This window comes from Lacibacter sp., assembly GCF_035299325.1.
GTDB lineage: Bacteria > Bacteroidota > Bacteroidia > Chitinophagales > Chitinophagaceae > Lacibacter.
In genome coordinates this window covers 35,480-53,971 of sequence record NZ_DATGWT010000006.1, presented here as the reverse complement: position 1 = coordinate 53,971, position 18,492 = coordinate 35,480, and the positions used below count along the sequence as shown (strand labels likewise).

Annotated in this window: 10 protein-coding genes; 4 read left to right on the top strand and 6 right to left on the bottom strand. The window is 38.2% G+C overall.

Annotated features, from left to right (window positions below; translation table 11 throughout):
- Positions 1–212 precede the first annotated feature (212 nt).
- Positions 213–2,192, top strand: a complete 1,980-nt coding sequence (locus VK159_RS05490) for a hypothetical protein (RefSeq protein ID WP_324229136.1) — start codon at positions 213–215, stop codon at positions 2,190–2,192.
- A 380-nt stretch (positions 2,193–2,572) separates the two neighbouring features.
- On the top strand, positions 2,573–3,310 hold the full coding sequence (locus tag VK159_RS05485) for a hypothetical protein (RefSeq protein WP_324229135.1): 738 nt from the start codon (positions 2,573–2,575) through the stop codon (positions 3,308–3,310).
- Between the two features lie 9 nt (positions 3,311–3,319).
- On the opposite strand, the gene VK159_RS05480 is transcribed toward VK159_RS05485, so the two are convergent.
- From VK159_RS05480 to VK159_RS05465, 4 genes are all read right to left on the bottom strand, one after another.
- Positions 3,320–4,747 (bottom strand): sulfatase-like hydrolase/transferase, encoded by a 1,428-nt coding sequence (locus VK159_RS05480; RefSeq protein ID WP_324229134.1) that lies wholly within the window; start codon positions 4,745–4,747, stop codon positions 3,320–3,322.
- 111 nt (positions 4,748–4,858) lie between these two features.
- Positions 4,859–6,322: a sulfatase-like hydrolase/transferase gene (locus VK159_RS05475; RefSeq protein ID WP_324229133.1), complete on the bottom strand. Its 1,464-nt coding sequence runs from the start codon at positions 6,320–6,322 to the stop codon at positions 4,859–4,861.
- Positions 6,323–6,396: 74 nt separating this feature from the next.
- Positions 6,397–11,460 (bottom strand): C25 family cysteine peptidase, encoded by a 5,064-nt coding sequence (locus tag VK159_RS05470; RefSeq protein WP_324229132.1) that lies wholly within the window; start codon positions 11,458–11,460, stop codon positions 6,397–6,399.
- A 6-nt stretch (positions 11,461–11,466) separates the two neighbouring features.
- The gene (locus VK159_RS05465) at positions 11,467–12,585 is read right to left on the bottom strand and encodes a PorV/PorQ family protein (RefSeq protein WP_324229131.1); all 1,119 of its coding nucleotides are present in this window, start codon (positions 12,583–12,585) and stop codon (positions 11,467–11,469) included.
- A gap of 221 nt (positions 12,586–12,806) precedes the next feature.
- Here VK159_RS05465 and tyrS point away from each other — a divergent pair, with 221 nt between their 5' ends.
- Complete coding sequence (gene tyrS / locus VK159_RS05460) at positions 12,807–14,084, top strand: tyrosine--tRNA ligase (RefSeq protein ID WP_324229130.1); 1,278 nt, start codon at positions 12,807–12,809, stop codon at positions 14,082–14,084.
- Here tyrS and VK159_RS05455 read toward each other — a convergent pair.
- Positions 14,081–14,746 carry an SGNH/GDSL hydrolase family protein gene (locus VK159_RS05455; protein ID WP_324229129.1) on the bottom strand — a complete coding sequence of 222 codons (666 nt, stop codon included), beginning with the start codon at positions 14,744–14,746 and terminating at the stop codon, positions 14,081–14,083. The two genes, tyrS and VK159_RS05455, sit on opposite strands and share 4 nt — an antisense overlap.
- A gap of 43 nt (positions 14,747–14,789) precedes the next feature.
- Positions 14,790–15,686, bottom strand: a complete 897-nt coding sequence (locus tag VK159_RS05450) for a cyanophycinase (protein ID WP_324229128.1) — start codon at positions 15,684–15,686, stop codon at positions 14,790–14,792.
- A gap of 121 nt (positions 15,687–15,807) precedes the next feature.
- Here VK159_RS05450 and cphA point away from each other — a divergent pair, with 121 nt between their 5' ends.
- Positions 15,808–18,438: a cyanophycin synthetase gene (gene cphA, locus VK159_RS05445; RefSeq protein ID WP_324229127.1), complete on the top strand. Its 2,631-nt coding sequence runs from the start codon at positions 15,808–15,810 to the stop codon at positions 18,436–18,438.
- Positions 18,439–18,492 lie beyond the last annotated feature (54 nt).

Sequence of the window (18,492 nt, the reverse complement as noted above, 5' to 3'; positions counted from 1 at the left end):
CGAAAGTAGCCATTTTAGAGTTCATTAAAATCAACATGTAACCCGAATTGCCAGTTTTAATCAAAGTGAATTTGAAAGAATCAACATCATCAAATAAGTTTTATCTGCTGGGCATATTTGTTGTCTTTGTTTTAGCTTATTTGCCATTGAACAGCTTTCTGTTTGCTTTGAAGAACGATATGTTCACGGGATACCTTGCTCCAAAATTTATAATGGGTGAGGCAATTCACAGCCATCAACTTCCTCTATGGAATCCTTACATATCATTTGGCTTGCCATTTTACGGAGACATGAGCTCATCGTACTGGAGTCCGCTTACATGGCTCATCGCTTCAACCACAGGTTACAATCCATACAGCTTAACGATTGAAGTACTTATATACATCATGCTGAGTGGTGCAGGGATGTATTATCTGAGTGGTTTATTTTCAAAGAATAAATACATCCGTTTTATTGCAGCCATATCCTATATGTGTAATGGCTACATGATAGGGCATCTTCAGCATCTTAATTGGTTAAGCGGCGCTGCTTTTCTTCCCTGGTGCTTATGGGCATTAGAGAAACTTCAACGGGAGCGTAATTTGAAATCACTTGCACTGTCAACGTTATTTTTTTATTTACTCATTTCGTCTGCACATCCCGGAATTAGCATTGCTGCCATCTATTTTTTTGCTGCTTATGCAATTGGAAAGCTTATTTCTGATTATAAACAAAACGGAAAAGCAGGTTTTCTAAAAACAACAAAACTTTACTTTTTATTTATTGCGTCACTCCTATTACTCTCTTTGGGAATGATTGCAGGCTATAGCGACATCATGCCCTATTTTGACAGGAACCAGGCGGTTGATGTGTCGCTTACGCTAAATCAAAATACGGACTTTAAAAACTGGATCAGCTTCATATTACCTTTTGCAACAACAAGCGGAGATGATTTCTTTAAAAACGATCCCGCATTCCGTAATCTTTATATGGGCTTGCCCGTATTCATACTTTTTTTTTATTCGCTGTTCAAGTTAAAATCCAAACAACAACTCTTCTTCCTTGTATCAGGTAGCTTTTTTTTACTTCTTTCATCGGGAGGTGTATTTAAACAGTTTGCAGTAAAAATTTTGCCTCTTATGGGACATGTAAGAGTAAATGCTGAGTTTAGAATATTTACATTGCTCTGCTTTATTGTTGCTGTTGTTATTTTCTTTGATCGGTTAACTACAGAAACCGAAAAGAAATTGAAGAAAATAAAACCCTATCTGATTGGGCTTATTATTGCGCTGTCGGGCCTTCTGGCATTCGGCGCTATAAATCTTTTATCAGGAAAAGAGAGTGTTGTTCAGCACCTTGTAAATATCAAAGGAAATCTTCTCACAAGGGATACTGCTAAATTGATTATAGATAAACTAAGTATTTACGATACAATTTTAATTCAATGCATTTTACAAATACTGATTCTTTTTTTGTTGATAAAAGCGTTCAAAAAAAATAGCCTGAGGAGGGTTTGTATAATTACAGCTATTGACATTGTTCTTGCTACGCTTTTAAACTTGCCCTTTACAGGAGTTGGAAAAGTACCGGTGTCAGCTATTGCTGCAATACAGAAAAAATCACCTACAGGAATTCCTGTTCCGCCTTTACGCCCGGTAAAAAACAACGACACTATTCCCGACAATGAAGTAAAACTAATCGGCGAATGGAGTCTTTACAACAAACAGCCCGGTTCAGCCAAACCAGCTCTTTACCCAATTAAACTTATAAATAACTATGATTACTATAGAAAAGCAGCAATAGATACAACATTAAGAATTACTGACATGCCTTTCGTGTATATTACAAATTCAATTTCCGTAATAAAACCAGAGAAAGCAAGAGACCTTGAAGTGAAAAATATCGTTTCCTACAAAACCGGTGAGCTACATTTAAAAATAACATCTGACACTTCGAGCTTTGTGGTAATGCTGCAGAATTTTTATCCTCACTGGTATTATAAAACAAAAGGACAAACGTTTCCTGTTCAACAAGCCGGTATTAATTTCATTGGAGTTCCAATTGAGAAAGGAGAAAATGATATTGTTATATTTTTTAACCCAATAAGGATAAAAACCGCTTTGGCTGTTTCTGCATTTCTTTTACTGCTATTTATCTGCATATTGTTGTTGCCTCGTTTAAACAGTTTTACATTTAAAGGATTACAACAATGAGTAAGCTATTGCACATAGTCAGGATAAAATATATTTTCACAGCTACTGCTTATGGCCTTTTTCTTTACTTGATTTTTCGGAATTCAGGTATAATAACCGTTAACGAAGCAGAAAAGTATATAGCAGCGTCGCAAGAGTTAGCAAAAGGAAATCTTGCATATACTTTTAAACATCACCTTTTTTACAGTAGTTATATATTTTTTATCACCCCATTTCTTTCAACTACAGGAATAATAGCAACCGTTATTGCACAGGCATTGTTAAATGTAGTTGCTTCATTTTGTATAAAAAGGTGCATTGATATTATTTTGCCTGATAACAAAGTATCTTTTCTTGGCGCCCTTATTTTTTTGTTCAGCTACCCTGTTCAATACTGGACAATGACCCTCTTTAGCGATAACTTTTTTGTAGCAATTATCTGCATAACGCTTTACTATACTCTAAAGAAAAAAACAAAACCGGAATTTATTCTTTGGATTTTCCTGCTGGTTATTCAGGTATTTGCAAGACCACCAGGCGTGTTTCTAACTGCTGTATTCGGATGTTATTATCTATATACAAGTAAAATACTTTCTGCCACCAAAGTAGCAATACTTGCAGCTATCAGTATGACAACCTTGATAGGATTTCTTTTCTACATCCCCGTTGAAACAAAGGGATACATTAAACCTATTGCCGCCGGCTGTATTATTGTTGATAAGCCAGATTATGATATTCCGAAGTTTAATGGGCTGGAAAAAAGTTCAATCAGTGAAGCCTATGCATATTTAATTGAACAAAACGGTGTATCATATACAATTCATTTATACTTCAGTAAGCTAGGTTCATTTTTTACACTGACAAGGCCTTACTATTCCCCTCTTAATAACAGTATACTGGCTGTGCATTATTTACTCTACGTCCTTGCAATTGCAGGCATGTTCATTATCAGAAAAAAAAGAGCACTATTTTTTCTGTTCCTCTCCAACATGATTCTGATCAGCAATCTCACTGCATTGACTTATAATGAATGGCACTACAGATTTACATTAGCAATTTTTCCTTTCATTATTGTTTTATCAGTTATTTCGGTTCACTATATAAAGTCAGCCTTTTCGGAGAAGCTTAGAAAGAAATAATCCTTTGAACTACTCAACCAAACCCATATTCACATTGACCATCCTGTTTTCAAGCATTGGAAAGCTTTGGCCAAAATGTTTATTCATAATCAACCTGAACACGTTAACCACACACAGTGAATCAGGAACAATGGAAATAGCATTTTGTGGGGAATAAATGGCGATAAAATTATTAAACTCACTATACTTCCTATCCCCCTGTCGTGCATTTCGCAGACCATGATCGCTGAGTAAAACGATAACAGAATTTGGTTTTAATTTTTGTATTGAATCAATCATTCCCAACGAAACAGCGTTACAATACTTCAGATAATTGAGATAAGAGTCAATATTCAGTCCCTTATTAGATTCCCGATAAGCCGCTCCAATATTTTTAAGCTTACCGCTGCTGTCACGAAGAAAAGGGCTGTGTGGCATCATAAAATGCGAGAACATGAACAAAGGCTTTTTCTCAGATATTATTGTTTCATAAGATCGCTTAATTACTTCCTGATTATAACTATCAATACGGGCAGGTAAATCATTGATGAAAAAATGAAATGAATTTGAATTAACAGAACATAAAAGATCGTTTACTAAAACACTGCCAAATGTTTTGTCAAGCATTAATCGTTCCTTAATGGGAAGAAAGAGATAATCAAGGTGTCTCGTTTGCTCAACTTCAAAAAAACTATGGTTGAATACATTGTAATTATTGCTGTTGAAAAATTGCATCAAATAATTTGTTTTAATTGCTTCAACACTTTTACTATATGCAATTGCCGAGGATACTTCCGTCTTTGTTATCTCTTCAATATAACCCATGTTCAATAAAGAAAGAACAGAAAATGAGGTGCCGTTATAATTGCTGTTTGAGTGTTGAACTACCTGAAATGATCTCTTTTCCAATTCATCAATAAATCTGCCGTTATTGAATCCATACCCGTTCTTTAAAGTGTGAATCCCGGCGTACTCATCAAACTGCAGAATATAAACGTCCGGAAACTTTTCATTTGTAAGATCCGCAAATTTCACCTCCTCAGTATTTAAAGATACTGTATCTCTATTCATGTAATTATGGGCAGATTTACCAATTTCCACGAATACCAGCACAATGAATACTACATTCAAATAACTGCTCAACCTTTGAACGGTCTCAACCGAAAGTCTTTTAACAATGAAAAAAAACACAATAGTTAATAACAACAGGAAGGCAATATAAAAAGCATAAGAAGAAAGCAAGTGTAAACCGGCTGTTATGACAAACCAGTCTTTGATAGTTTTAAAAAACAGATAAAATATTACAACCCAAATTAAAAGGACCTGGGCGATATCTTTTTTTAAAAAGGACCTTAAGCCTAATAAAATAATTATCATCGATATAATGACGAAAGCAAAAACCTGCAGTGATGAATTCAACGGAACCCACCCCCAAAATTGATTTGATGCATCCAACACAAAATATAGTGGAACAGTAAAAAGAAAAAAATAGTTGAATGCAGTCTTCAAAAAGCTTTGCAGTGAACTCAACTTGTTTTTATTCTCCATTCCCATTATAATAAACGCTGATTAAAATATAATTGAATCCTTTTGAAGTATTACCGGTTTTTGGGTAAGAGAAGAGAATAATAACCTGAATTGATTAATATTACTCATCCCATTATACCAATTGTTTTGCATACCTGCAGGCAAATAGATAGCATTAAATGAATTGAATTTATCTTTTACATTTCCGGAAAGCACCCCCTTATATCCATGGTCACTAATGATCATTATTACAGCTTCGTTGTTTGTGATTTTAAACAATGAATCTGTAAACGCACTGATTATTTTGTTCGTGTGGATTAACTGCCCCAGGTACGCCTGTTGTTCCAATTTGGGGGAAGGCTGTCTGACAGATAAATAATTCGTATTTATTTTCCCGGTGCTATCCCACACATAGGGTGCATGCGGGAGCATCAGATGCAAATAACAAAATAATGGTTTTTCAACAACTGTGCTTGCGTCCTTTAAAACATTATCCATTAATTGCAGCTGAGAAACACTCTTCTGATAGTGATAGCTTTCAATTAATTTTTTACTTCCGGTTTTAGAGAGAACATAATCAGGCACCTGCTCATAAAGATCATCCAATAATGAAGGATATAATAATAATAATCTTCCTCCGGGAAGAAACCGGTTATTATATGCTGCGGGATACCCTTTACTTACAAACGGAGAATAATTTTTAACAACATACCCATATTCTTGAAACAGACGGAAAGTACGGTTGTGATACATCTTGAGCAATCCATTCTTGCTTCCATCTTTGCCATAGACAGATGTGGATAAGTCTGTTTTTATATAGGAGCCATCAAACATAGAAGGAATCGATAGCAGCGTATAATTATAATTACTTGTAGCAGACCTGACTATTTTAAACTTCCGACTTTGCAAGAAATCTAAAAATGATTGATTCGGATTTTCAAAATTCGATGCAAGCGTTTCACTTCCGGCGTACTCATCTAATACGACTAAATAAACAGATGGTTTCTTTTGAATTAATTGATCCTTTTCCGGAAAGCCGTCAGCTCTCTCCTGACTTTCATTTGATTCAGTTGACAGGTTAAACAGCAACTGAACTATCGATATCAGAATCAGTATTGAAAGAAATGTATTTATAAACTGGTTGATCCGGGGATTTAAATATTTAACAAAGCGTAACAACAGCACAATTAAAAGTAAGAGAACTAAAATAATGATGACCTGTTGTTCAAGTTTTGGCAAAAATTTTCGACCGCCTACGGCATTCATAAATGCTGTAGTAAACAAGAGAAAGCAACCTGTAATAAAAGTAAGTAATGAACTCTTTTCTTTTGTCTTAACTATGAAATAGAAAAATAAACGCACAAAGCACATTACCAGAATAACAATTGCACTTGCTTCAGCAACATCAGACAGAGATAAAATTTCAGCATAATACTGCCAGCCGTGTAAAATAAAATAAACAGGCAATAACAACCATCCCAAATGGTGCTTTGTTATTTTTTTCATCTATCGATCCCCGGTAATAAAAACATCAAATAATAACATTTATTGATGTGCAAATATTTTTTGTGTCTGAATAACTATCTCATCAGATACATTTTACCATAACCTTTATTAAAATATTGATCAGTATTATCGCCTTCGGCCTTGTATTTATCCAACGCCTTGCCATTGTGATTAGTAATAACCCTGTATAGATAAATACCGTTTGCAAGTTTATTCCCAAACTGGTCGGTACCATCCCATTTAAAGTCAGTTATATTTCTTCCCACCCTTAAAGTGCCGAGTTCAGCCTTTGTAATTTCTCTTACAACCTTACCTGTGATAGTAAGAATCTGGATACGCATATTCTGAGGAATCTCCGAACCAGTAATGGTAAACACAAAAGCTGTTGACGTGGTAAACGGATTTGGATAGTTCAACAGGTTTGAAATCATTGGCTTGTTGATCACCTGGAATGAAACTTTATATTCCAATTCACCGGCTTTATTTCCACTCTTATCTGTTCCTGTTACAATCAGTTCGTATTCTCCATCCTGCATAAATTGGGGGTACAGATCAATTGTTGCTGAATTATTTCCGGTTGCAAGATTTGCAGGCGTAAACTTTACAGAATCTGATTGTGGTTTATAATCACGCAAAGTATTGTCGGGATAACGTATCTGTATTTTCATACCTGTTGTATCATCTAAAGCAAGAAAACGACTGTCATCTTTCAGCTGAACGAAAATATGCGGTTTCGAAGAAACGATATCCCTGTTAAGAATATGTGTACCGTCAAAAGTTACATCAAGCCATGGTTTGTAATTATCAGGCTTAACGTAAAAATTCTTAAAGATGAAGTTATTAAACAGGAATTGTTCCGGCTGGTCCTCATCAGGATTTACCATCAGATACAATGTATTCAACCCAACAAAATCTTTACTGTCAAACCGATATGAAACTAAAATTGAATCGCCTGATACCAACGGTTTTTTTCTAGGCAGATCAATTGTAATCGGCACGTTATTTTGATTTGTTACAACAAGTTTAAGCTTAAGACTATCAAATGCCGTTTCACTCACATTTCTGAAGGCTATGGCAAAATCAAGTGGCTCACCTAACTCAAGTGTATCTTTAAAGCTGAATGCTACGTTTGGTGCAATGGCTCCCTCCGGTACATAATCAGCATATAATTTCCATTTGCTTAGCTGATAAGGGGTGATTTTCTTTTCATCCTTATTGTTTAAACGAAGTTTAAGATAAGGGAAGGCTGCCGGATTTATAAATGAAAGACTTGTATCCCTTGCTTCTGTAAGGGTTGACAACAACACTTCAATTCCTGTACTTGTACGGCCAATAATATCAAGGCTTGTTGTATCAGTAACAGGTGATGTTTCAAGTGGGTATCCACTCCATTTAAGATCTTTCCATGTTTTAACCGGGCCAAACCAAGGCGATTCAACAGCACCTGCTGTGAAATAAGCCGGCACCTCAATTACATCGTTTATTGCTTCGTTAAAAAGGCCAGACTTTTGCTGTGGGGTAAACGTCGAGTTATTTTTCCTGTAAGCAAATATCATTGGGAGGTTACTCTTGAAATTATCAATTTCTGTAAACCCGGCATTTTTTAATGTATGGTAAAGGGAATTCCCTGCACCCAAAACTGACTGATCAGATTTAAGTGCTGCTGTATCTGTAAGCGCCAAATGGTCGCCACCGAGGTTTGTTACAACCACATAATCGCCATCTTTTACGATATTGTTAAGGAAGTTTATTGCATTAATTCTTGAGGCCTGTTGCATATATGAATACTCGAAGAAAATACGTGGAGCTTCACCACATGTAGTCAAACTGTTATACAAGCCAGCCTGTCCCCCAAACGTATTTCTCATTGGTTCCAGTGTTTTGCCATCAAAAACATAAAACTGGAACGAACCATAGCGGCAACCATAACGTTCAATATTCGTAAAGTCTACCGCCACATCAATACTACCTTCAACGTGATACGGATAAATACCTGTCCTGATCTGGATGCGCCTGATTGTTGAATCAAAACTCATCAAACGTGTGGCAGAATCAAGTACCATATACTTATAAGTGCTTTGCTTATGCTGGAAGAAATGCGATTGATTATATCCTGTTTCAGAACCGGGGATGTACACAAAACTAAAGTCATTCCATAGTATGCTTGAATTTGCTTCCGGCCGCATGCCTACACGCCAGTAATAAACGGTACTATCGGTAAAGGTTATACCAGTTGGCTTGAACGAAATTGATCCACCAATTGAAAGTACCGAGTCAGCTTTACGTAGACTTGAATTGAACTTCTGCGTGGTATCCAATTCGAAATAATATTTTCTGGAAGTGCCTAACGGATTGGCTGTTGAGGCATAATACGTAATATTCTGCTTGTTGATGATCGAATAATTATACGGGTATACGGGTCTTAATTCGTCTTCGAAAATGAAGAATTCTTTCGTAACTGTATTGTTCGTTTCACAGGTTTCGTCTACCAGGTTGTCCGGATCAATTTCTACTTTCAGCTTATTTGTTCCCTTATCCCTGAACGGATCTATGGGCAGTTGCAGAATTATTGAATCGGCATAAGGAACTCTTTTATTTTTCTGGTCGTAAGCTACAGTTGATGTGCCGTTCGGAAAAATCCTTGTTATTCTGATACGCACTGAATCGGCAGTAGCCTTACCAATGTTTACAATTTTAATATTCGCATCAAACTTTGTTTCGGCAATTGAAATAAATTCAGGAGCAATTTTTACCATTGGTGCTTCAATGGCATAATCTGCCTTTTTCTGGCTAAAGAATCGAACTGCCGGATCACCATGCAGTGTAATCTCTTCCATATGCATTCGCACATAAAAGTCATTGAAAGAATAAACACGTGACAATGTATCGTTCACGTTAGCCATGATCCTTCCTATTGACTCGCCATATCCTTCAGTTTTTGAAAGCTGATTGTAAAACTCTTCAGTATATATGTGCAAATAATTAACAATACCTAAGTGGGTAGATGCTATAAACGCAACTGAACCTCTGTTAGGAGTTAACACCCATTTCTCGGTAATGATCATGTTGCCGGTAAGCCTCGACGCATCAGATAAAAACATGTTACCTGCCTGACATCCATTTACTAAAAGGATTGGATATTTACCAATAGAAGGATAACTTGTAGGGTCAGATAAATTATACTCAAGAGTAGACGGAGAAGAGTGTCCAAAATATGTAAGAAGAGAAAAACCCTCTTCAAACAGCCTTGATATATTTGCACTGGCTATCGTTTGAATTGCTGCCACTCCCGTTTTCTGGAGTGAATAAATACTCGCACCAAAAGAAGTATCTTTTAATACGTTTCCATATTGATTAAGATAAAATTTTATCTGCTCACCTAAATAATCATTAGCACCAGCCACATGAATTACATTTTTCTTCCATAATTCATCATTAATAACGCAGGAGTTACTGTTATAAAATGTTTCGTAGGTTTTTACTTTATCAAGATAAGCCTTCACCTCATTGCCATTTACAACGGTCAAACGACCTATCGGAATTTTGGGAACAATACTTCCCTCATCTGAAGCAAGAGACATATCTGATGCAGGGTTACCAAATGTAGGCACCAAATTAAGCTGCTCTATGATGGGGTTAGATTCTCCTGTCCGGTAGTTAGTGTAAACAACGCCTTTACCAATTATTAAACAGTACGAGGGTCTTTCTGCAAACCCGGCATAGGCGAAGCGTAGAAAATTTTTGATCGCATACCCATTGTTTTTTACACCATAGCCAAACTGATCAAGGATATCCTGAACATCATAAATTTTTGCATTGTAACCGCCTCCCACTGTACTGCTACGGTATAAACGATATTGCTCAACCTGGTTAATACCGCCCGCATCTGAATACAAACGTGGGTTTGAAATAATGATATAATTACCTTGGTTAGCCGCTAATGCGTAATTGGTAAAATTGCGTGTAATGAAATTTGATACGTTACGGATATTTCCTCCGTCCTGGCTTACAAGAACAAGTTTGCGATCAGCTGCAGACGCTGGCAATACAACTCTTACCTGCGTTGGTGAAACAATACTTGCGGTAATACGAAGCCCATTTGTAAGATCATATAACACAGGAGCAACAGATCCACCAAAATTAAAATTATCAATAACCAAATTATTGCCAGTTGCGCTGGCAGGTAATTCAAACTCAAAGTTTGTTTGACCACCAAAATTAAATTGTCTGGGATAGCTTAACTCGTACATCCCAACAACAATCCGATCTGTTGGAACTGCAGCCGGGTCAAGTACATTAACTCTAAATTCAACCTTTGCGGTATCGCCTGAAAGAAGTGAAAGTGGAATACTATTCGCAGTCTCATCAATGATTGAATTAAAATAGTTCATATCACGATCTGTAACCATTGTTCCGTTAATATAAGCCTGAACTGTGCGAATATTCAATGCTCTGCCAACTGCCGAGAACTTCAGTTTTGCATTGGGCCCTGATGTTGCAACATATAAATTTCTTTGCGATGAAATCAATGGATTAGCCGCCCGGAATTCAGAACTTGTAAATCCTTCACCTCTATCGAAAGAAGAAGAATAAACATAACTACCAACTACAGCAGCAAAACCTTGATTAATCACATTACGATAATAAAGTGCTGCTTTGTGGGTGAAGTAAGACTCGGCAGGCAAACCAGATGAAAGATCATTAGTTGTTTCAACAAAGCGTCTGTTCTGCGCAACATTTGGATTTACTGTAAGGAAATACGAAGACGTATCCGTGTACAAACTCCAGTTATCGTTGATCTGGTATCCCGGATCGAGATACATTCTTTTCTCCCACTTTCCATCATTCACTTGTCCCCAAAACTCAATGAAACCATTTGAAGGCAATGTGCCGTTTGGAACTGATGTATAAACCGGCACTTGCTGGCCATTACGCCACAGCTGGAAATGCGATGCATCGGCATTAGCTATGCCCATTACATTTAATTGAGCCTGTGATATGCGGTAAACACCGGTTGCGCCAACTTTGAATTTATAATAGGTTTTACTAAAATCGATCCACTCATTCATATACGACTGAGCGGAAGTGCTTGCAACAGCACAAAGGAATATGGTAACGGAGAGTAAAAAGCGTTTCATTGCTAGTTATTTTTTCTTTTGGTTTTTAGGCTTCATAAGGTCGAGACGAAGAGATACGATATGTGTATATAACGGATTTGACTGGTTAGCCAGATTTGTAAATGCATAATCTACATAAAAAGAATTGCCGAGTTTGAAACCGGCGCCTGCGCCAGGTTGGTAGATCCACACTTTCTTTTGGTTAAGCGTATCACCATCGGCGAGTGTTTTCTGAAAATTAAAAATTCCTCCACGCAGGAAGAACACATCTTTGATATTTAACTCAGCTCCAATTCTTGGATCGGCATTGATTACATCTGAACTGATCACAGTATTACGTTGGCCATCAAACGTGAGATCAAGATTTACTTCTGCTTTCAGTGAAAGATTTTTTCTGAATCGAAAATCATAAGCACCACCAATCACTAAGCGAGGTGCTGTTAACTCTGTTGATTTAACAGGGATTTCATTGTTGGTTAGAAAAAGAACTTCCTTCTCTCTTTCAGTAAAACTAAAAGACCATGCGTTGAATGTTGTGGTAATATCTCTTGCAGCAGCACCTACTGACCAGTTCTTTCCTTTCATCTGGAAACCAACATCCAAACCAAAACCCCAGGCAGTTGCAAAACTTCCCACTTTACGATGGATCACTTTTGCATTTACACCCACGCTCATCGATTTATTTTCTGTCTCTTTGATTTTTTGAGCAACAGATAAAATCACTGCATAATCTGCAGATGAAAAAGAACGAAGGTTGGCGTAGTTCACACTTCCATCAGGTTCGATCAAATAAAGTGTATTCGGGATATCATCAACAGCAAAACGCAAAAAAGAAAGACCGATCGTACGCTTGTTATTTGCAACGGGAATAGCCAAAGCGCCAAAATCGTATTTACCGATACCCGCAAAATACTCAGCATGCATTAAGGAAAGAGAAGGATCATTTTTTACCGCCGTTAATCCGGCAGGATTCCAATATCCAGCAGTAGCATCGCTTACAGATGCCACTTGTGCACCTCCCATACCAAAAGCACGGGATCCGGCACCGATATTTAAAAATTCGTTGGAATAAATACGGATTTGCGCAAAGGAGTTTACGCAATACAACAGGGTAACAGATAGGATCAGGGTTGTTCGGGTTATCATCTGGTCAGTATTCAGATAAACAATTAGTTTCTTATTAAAGAGACATACTCTCTTTCGAAAGCTGCTCAAGGCATTGACAAAAGTAAACATTCTATTGCCGAAAGCAAACTCTGTTTAAGAAAGTACCAGCTTCTCGAAACGCTGATTTTCAGTGTTTATTGCTCCTTTTTAGTAAAATGCCCTCCACTGCCCTACTTTTGCGAAAAATATCGCTAAAAATCATGCAATTGATCGACGAATTAAGATGGAGAGGGATGATACAGGATATCATGCCCGGAACGGAGGAACAATTGAAAAAAGAGATGACCACCGCTTATATCGGCTTCGACCCTACGGCCGATAGCCTGCATATTGGTAGCCTGGTACCGATCTTATTGCTGGTTCATTTCCAGAAGGCAGGCCACAAACCAATTGCTTTGGTGGGCGGTGCTACCGGCATGATTGGCGACCCAAGCGGTAAAAGCCAGGAAAGAAATTTGCTGAATGAAGAAACCCTCAACAAAAACATAGCTGGTGTAAAAGCACAGTTGGAGAAATTCCTTGATTTTGATACTTCGAAAGCCAATGCAGCAGAAATGGCCAATAACTACGATTGGTTCAAAAGCATTTCCTTCATTGATTTTCTGCGTGATACCGGCAAACATATCACCATCAACTATATGATGGCGAAGGATAGTGTGAAGAAGCGGATTGAAAGTGAAGTGGGTTTGAGTTACACTGAATTTGCATACCAGTTAATGCAGGGTTACGATTTCTATTGGTTGTATGAAAATAAAAACTGCAAGCTCCAGATGGGTGGCAGCGACCAGTGGGGCAACATCACTACCGGTACTGAACTCATCCGCAGAAAAGTAAATGGTGAAGCATTTGCTTTTACTTGTCCCTTGATCAAAAAAGCAGATGGCACTAAGTTTGGCAAAACCGAGCAGGGTAATGTGTGGTTAGATTCAACCAAAACAACGCCTTACCAATTCTACCAGTTCTGGTTAAACGCAAGTGATGCTGATGCGGAAGGCTGGATCAAAATTTTCACCTTTCTTACAAAAGAAGAAGTTGATGGATTGATCAGCGAACATCAAAGCGACCCCGGCAAACGCATCTTACAAAAACGTTTGGCTGAAGAAGTAACAAAATTTGTGCATGGTGAAGAAGAACTGAAGAATGCCGTTGAAACAACAGCAAAGTTATTTGCCAATCAAACAGCATCAGCGGAAAGCCTGAGTGTAGAAGATCTTGAAGGAATGGAAGGCGTGGTGAAGTTTGATTTTGCTGCCGATAAATTACAGGATGGAATTGATGTTGTTTCGTTCTTAGCAGAAACAACCATCTTCCCAAGCAAAGGCGAAGCACGCAAAACAGTGCAAGGTGGCGGCGTAAGTATCAACCGCAAAAAAGTAGAAGCTATTGATATGAAGATCGATGCTTCTTTACTCCTGCATGATAAATATTTGCTGGTACAAAAAGGAAAGAAGAATTATTATTTAGTATCGGCTGTTTAAAGCGCCTGAATAGCTTTCCATATTTCATCGGCGACCAATTGGTTGCCGATTGCATTTAGATGAACACGGTCGGTGGTTAAAATGCCACGATCTTTATTCTCTTTGTTGTTCTTGTTATTGTAGTCGATAAATGCTTTACGCAAATCAACCAATGGCAATGAGTTCTTTTGTGCAAGACCACGAATGATCTTGCTGTATTCTGTCAGATCACCATCTTGTTGATTACTACCATCAGTCTTCTCTCCTATTACTGCAGGTGTACATAAAATGATCTTTGCATTTTTTGCTTTGATCTTATCAATTACTGCCTGGTAAAACTTTGCAAACTTATCAGCATCAGTTCCTGTGCCCGAAGATGCTTTGTGCCAAACATCATTCACGCCAATATACAGCACAACTACATTTGGATTTTTTGCAAGTACATCATCCTCCATTCTTAAATACAAATCGTAGATCTTATTACCACCGATTCCTGCGCCAATAAAATCATAATTCATCTTCCCTTGCGCACGTGCCATACTGTCGATGCGTTTAACATATCCACCTGGGTTAACACCTGCCTGCGTTATGGAATCACCAAAAAAGATGACTTTGATTTTATCCTGACGGGAGAATGCCATAAGCATAAGAACAGTAACAAACAATAAACTTACTTTTTTCATAAAGCTGGTTGAATCGATGAGTTAAAAAGAAACAATTCAAAATTTATTCTACATGTACTTGTTTTTTAATCAGAGCTCCATCTTTCGCTTCCATTAGAAACTGCCTTTCTTTTACCAAATAGCCATTCCCCTTTTCACAGAAATGCACCCGCAGGTTTTCGATACTGATTGGGTTGCCATCAGGAATATCAGCAATATTAGAATGCATCATATCATGTCCATCAATAATGATCACCAGGCCGCTTCCAATTGCTTCCATCTTATTTCCTTCAGTGATCAGCATACCTGTATCCTCTCCCAGGCCAATACCAATACAGGATGGGTTTGTTGCAACAGCTTGCGTTAAACGAACAAAACGCCCACGCTTTTCAAAATGACTATCAATGATAACATTATCAATAAACCCTAAACCGGTTGTCATTTTCACTTCACCTTTTAAATAAGCACGTGCTGCGTTGCCTTCATAGATCATTGTCTTGCTCATGGCCATAGCACCGGCAGATGTACCCGCAACCACAAAGCCTTTTTCTTCCTGGTAACGTTTTTTCAGAACAGCTAAAAATTCGGTTCCTCCATCGGTTACACTCAAACGCAATTGATTACCTCCGGAAAACATAACAGCATTGCAGTTTTTAATACGGTCAAGGAATTCAGGGTTGGCTGTATCCTGCCGGTTACGGATGTGCAGCACACCAATATTTGTACAACCAATTTTTCCAAACGCATTCATATAATTATCACCTACTTCGTAAGGAATGGTTGAAGCAGTTGTAATTACTTCAATACGGGCATCAACACCTCCGGCTTCTTCCACCACACGCCTTAGAATACCCAGCTCAAAAAAGTTAAGATTATTGCGATAAATTTCACCCGCTTCAAGATTGGTTCCTTTATCTTCTGCACCGCCAATAGCGATCAGCTTTCCTTTTGGATACTGCAATGATTGTGATTTTTAGTTACAAACAAAATTAAGGGGAAAATATTTCCTGCGTTGTCTTGCTTTTATCAACAGCATCGGATAAATTTTGATATATTCGGAAACAACATCAATAAGCTCATTTATGAAAGTTCTTGAAATCAAAATTCTTCGTGGTCCTAATTATTGGAGTGTACGCAGGACAAAACTCATCCAGATGAAACTCGACCTCGAAGAACTGGAACAACGCCCCACCAACCACATTCCCGGTTTTCGTGAACGACTGGAAAAATTATTCCCCAGCATGTATGGGCATCGTTGCAGTGTTGGTAAGCCGGGTGGATTTTTTCAACGGGTTGATGAAGGCACATGGATGGGCCATGTGATAGAGCATGTAGCATTAGAACTTCAAACATTGGCAGGCATGGATACCGGATTTGGAAGAACCCGGGGTGCCAATGAAAAAGAAGGTATTTACTATGTTGTCTTCACCTACCTGGAAGAAGATGCAGGTGTGTATGCAGCCAAAGCAGCAGTGCGTATAGCAGAAGCTTTAGTTGCAGGGGAAGAATATAACCTGGACGACGATATTCAAAAACTGAGAGAGATAAGAGAAGATACAAGACTTGGCCCTTCAACCGGATGTATTGTTGATGAAGCTGCTAAACGCAACATCCCCTACATACGATTGAATAAACAAAGTTTGGTTCAGTTAGGTTATGGGGTTCATCAAAAACGTATCCGTGCAACCATTGCATCAACTACTTCAAATATTGCAGTTGATATTGCCTGCGATAAAGAAGAAACAAAAATGTTACTGGAAGCTGCTGAAATTCCTGTACCAAGAGGAACAGTGGTGCGCACTGAAGTGGGTTTAGATGAAGCCATTGAAAAGTTTGGCTATCCATTAGTGATCAAACCCATTGATGGTAATCACGGTAAAGGAAATACCACCAACATTACCAATAGAGAACAAGCACTGAAAGCATTTGAAGCTGCAAAAGCTTATAGCAGAAGTGTAATTGTAGAACGTTTTATTACAGGCTTTGATTTTCGTATTCTCGTCATCAACCATAAATTTATTTGTGCTGCGTTGCGCACACCTGCAAGTGTAATTGGTGATGGCGAACATACGATTCAATGGTTGATCGATGAAACCAACAAAGATCCACGTCGTGGTTATGGGCATGAAAAAGTATTAACACAAATAACTGTTGATGGCAGCACCATGAAGATGCTGGAAGAAAAAGGTTACAGCTTAGAAACAGTTCCACCAAAAGGAGAATTAGTGCTGTTAAAAACGACTGCCAATCTTTCAACAGGAGGCACATCAACCGATGTAACTGATGAAGTACATCCCGCCAATATTTTTATGTGCGAACGTATCAGTAAAATCATTGGTCTTGACATTTGCGGTATTGATATAATGGCAACAGACTTGCGCACTCCTGTAAACGAAAATGGCGGTGCAATACTTGAAGTAAATGCAGCACCGGGTTTCCGTATGCATATCGATCCTGCAGAAGGTTTGCCACGCAACGTAGCAGAACCTGTGATCGATATGTTATTCCCGAAAGGAACAGAAGGACGCATTCCTATCATCGCTGTTACAGGAACAAACGGAAAAACAACTACCACTCGTTTAACTGCACATATTGCGAAAAGCGCAGGTAAGAAAGTTGGTTACACTACCAGTGATGGTGTTTACATCCAGAATCATTTAATGATGAAGGGTGATTGTACTGGTCCAATCTCGTCAACTTTTGTATTAAAAGATCCAACAGTTGATTTTGCAGTATTGGAATGTGCAAGAGGCGGCATACTCAAATCAGGTCTTGCATTTCAAAATTGCGATGTAGCCATTGTTACAAACGTGGCTGCGGATCATATTGGTCTTGGAGGAATCTATACGGTTGAACAAATGGCAAAAGTAAAAGCAGTTGTTCCAGAAACTGTTTTTCCGCATGGATATGCGATTCTGAATGCAGAAGATGATCTGGTGTATAAAATGAAAAATGACCTGAGATGTAATGTTGCGTTGTTCAGCATGGATGAAAACAATCCACGCATAAAAGAACATTGTGCTGGCGGCGGTTTAGCAACGGTATATGAAAATGGTTTTATCAGTATCATGAAAGGCACATGGAAAATTCGTGTGATGGCTGCAAAAGATATTCCACTTACGTATGAAGGCAAAGCAGTACATAATATCGCTAACTGTTTACCTGCTGTGCTTGCCACCTATCTTTATCGTGACATCAGCATTGATGATATCCGCCAGGGATTGCTTACGTTCATACCGGGAGAAAGTTTAACTCCGGGACGTTTGAATTTTTTCCACTTTAAAAATTACACGTTCCTTGCTGACTTTGCACATAACCCACACGGCTTACAATTGCTGTGCGATTTTGTGAGCAAACTCGATTATAAACACAAGGTGGGTGTAATCAGTGGCACAGGTGATAGAAGAGATGAGGATATCCGTGAATTGGGTGAGATCAGTGCCCGCCATTTTGATGAGATCATTATCCGTTGCGATAAAAACCTGCGTGGCAGAACAGCAGATGAAATTATTGCACTGCTGAAAGAAGGGATCGAAAACGTGAACCCAACTGTTCCAACAAAGGTGATTGCGAATGAGAACGAAGCGTTGGAATATATTTACGCCAATCCGGTTCCGGGTGCTTTGTATACGATCATGTGCGACGTGGTGGCCGGAGCATTGGATAAAATCAGGGAATTGAAAGATCGGGAAGACAATAGTTCACCAAATTGATAAAATTTTTGGTTGATCTTGTGTAGCGCCTTATTTTTGCAACCCCGAAAGGGA